We start from the raw sequence: 2,162 nt of genomic DNA, 5'->3' as shown, positions 1-2,162 counted from the left end.
CGAGCGTTCCACCGCCACCACCCGGGCGGCCGGCACCTCCTGGGCCACCGCCAACGCGATCGCCCCGGACCCGCTGCACAGATCCACCACCAGCGGCTCGGCGCGGTCGCCGGCCTGGTTCCGCTCGACGGCCCGGGCCTGCTCGACGCCCCAGCCGGCGAGCAGCTCGGTCTCCGGGCGCGGCACGAAGACGCCCGGCCCGACGGCCAGCTCCAGATGCCGGAAGCCGGCGCTGCCGGTGAGATGCTGCAACGGCTCGCGCCGGGACCGCCGGGCCACCAGCGCCTGGTAGCGGTCCAGCTGCCCGTCGGTGAACCCGTCCGCGAGGGCCAGCCGCCCGCGCGGCACCTGGAGCACGTACGCGGCCAGCAGCTCCGCCTCGGCCCGGGCGGAGGCGACGCCGGCGTCGGCGAGGCCACGAGCGGCCCGGGCCACCACGGGAGAGGGACGGTGTCGTCTCGTCCCTTCGGACGGGTGTTGCGGCACAGAGGTCACGCAATAATCATGAATCGTCGCGGTGCACGTGCATACGCCGGTGCATCCAGCGACACACCGACGGGAGGTCGCGGGTGGGCTGGCTCGGCCGGGTCGATGACCAGGTTGACGTCCTGACGAAGGCGCGGGCGTTGCAGGAAATGAGCCGCTCGACCGAGGCGTACACGATCCTGGAGCGGGTGCTGCGCAGCACCCGGGACCCGCACGCCCGCGCGGACGCGCTCGTTCAGCGCCTCTCCGCGCTGATCAACCTCGGCCGGACGGCCGAGTACACCCGGGCCATCGAGGAGGCGTCCGCCGCGGTTCGGGACCTCGCCGAGCCCTACCTGCACGGCCACCTCAACGCGCTGGCCGCGCTGGCCGCACACCACCAGGGTGCGCTGGACCGCTGCGTCACGCACCTGGTGAAGGCCGCCCGGGCGCTGGGCGCGGTGGACGACCCGGACCGGGACACCGCGTGGGGCTGGCACGACCTGGCGATGGCCTACTCCTACCTGAGCTTCCACGGGTACGCGCTCGGTGCGATCGAGCGCGCCCGGCAGCTCGGCACCGCCGCCGGGATCCCGGAGGAGACGTTCGCCGCCCCGGGCATCCGGCTGCGCAACGCGGTCGCCCTGGACCACACCGGCGACAGCGACGGCTGCCTGCGCGTACTGCGGGACGTCGCCACCGACCTCGACCGGTTCGTGGCCGTCGGGCGCGCCGACCAACTGCGGCCCAGCAGCCTCGCCGCCTACGGTTACGCGGCGGCCCGCCGAGCGGCGCTTGGCGACACCGTCGCCGGCGCCCAGGGCGTGGATCCGGCCCGGCTGCTCGGGCACGGCGCGGACAGCGCCCGCGCCCGCGACATGCGCCAGCTGGGTCAGGTCTGCCTGGCCATCGCCATCGGGCGACCGATCGAGGCGGTCACCCGGCTGGACGCCGTCCAGGTCTCCGCCGAGACGCTCGGCGCGGCCGAGCCGGCCCGGCTGCGCAGCATGGCCCTGGCCCGGGCGGGCGACCACGCGGCCGCGCACCGGGCCGACCGGTTGGCCTTCCGGCTCGCCGCCCAGCGGCACGACCGGCTCCGCGACGTCTACATCGACGGCATCGCCGCCCGGATCGACCACGAGGAGATGCGCCGCGAGGCGGCCCGGTTCGAGGGCGAGGCGCTGACCGACCCGTTGACCGGGTTGCCGAACCGACGCCGGCTGGAGCGCTACATCGCCGCGGTGGTCGCCCGGGGTGAGCGCGTGGTGATCGGCGTCTGTGACCTGGACGGGTTCAAGGCGGTCAACACCCGCCACGGCCACCACTCGGGGGACCTGGTCCTTCAACGAGTCGCCGGGGTGATCAACAGGGTGATGCGCCGGGGCGACTTCGTGGCCCGCTACGGCGGCGACGAGTTCGTGGTGGTGCTGCCCGGGGCGGGGATGGCCGAGGCGGCCGAGGTGGCCCGCCGCATCGACGCCGCGGTACGCACCGAGGACTGGGAATCCCTGGTCCCCGGTACGCCGGTCGGCGTCAGCATCGGCTTCTCCGAGGTGGGGGTCGGCGGCCCCGGCCAGCGGGACGCACTCGGTGCCGCCTTCGAGGCCGCCGATCGCGAGATGCTGCGGGCCAAGGTTCGGCCGCGTACCTCCTGACCAGGGGTCAGCGACGGGCCAGCTCCGGATCGCCGGCCAGGC

General features: G+C 75.1%; 1 protein-coding gene and 1 pseudogene. One reads left to right on the top strand and one right to left on the bottom strand.

Going from position 1 to position 2,162, the window contains the following annotated elements; translation table 11 throughout:
• Nucleotides 1-495: pseudogene (locus AB0M52_RS33415) on the bottom strand (peptide chain release factor N(5)-glutamine methyltransferase); the annotation flags it as partial.
• Nucleotides 496-569: 74 nt separating this feature from the next.
• On the opposite strand from AB0M52_RS33415, the gene AB0M52_RS33410 reads away from it, so the two are divergent.
• On the top strand, nucleotides 570-2,120 hold the full coding sequence (locus AB0M52_RS33410) for a GGDEF domain-containing protein (protein ID WP_363961839.1): 1,551 nt from the start codon (nucleotides 570-572) through the stop codon (nucleotides 2,118-2,120).
• The last annotated feature ends 42 nt before the right edge of the window (nucleotides 2,121-2,162 follow it).

The organism is Micromonospora sp. NPDC051296, from assembly GCF_040682255.1.
Lineage (GTDB): Bacteria > Actinomycetota > Actinomycetes > Mycobacteriales > Micromonosporaceae > Micromonospora > Micromonospora craterilacus.
The sequence above is the reverse complement of the archived record's forward strand: the minus strand, read 5'-3'. Positions and strand labels throughout refer to the sequence as shown.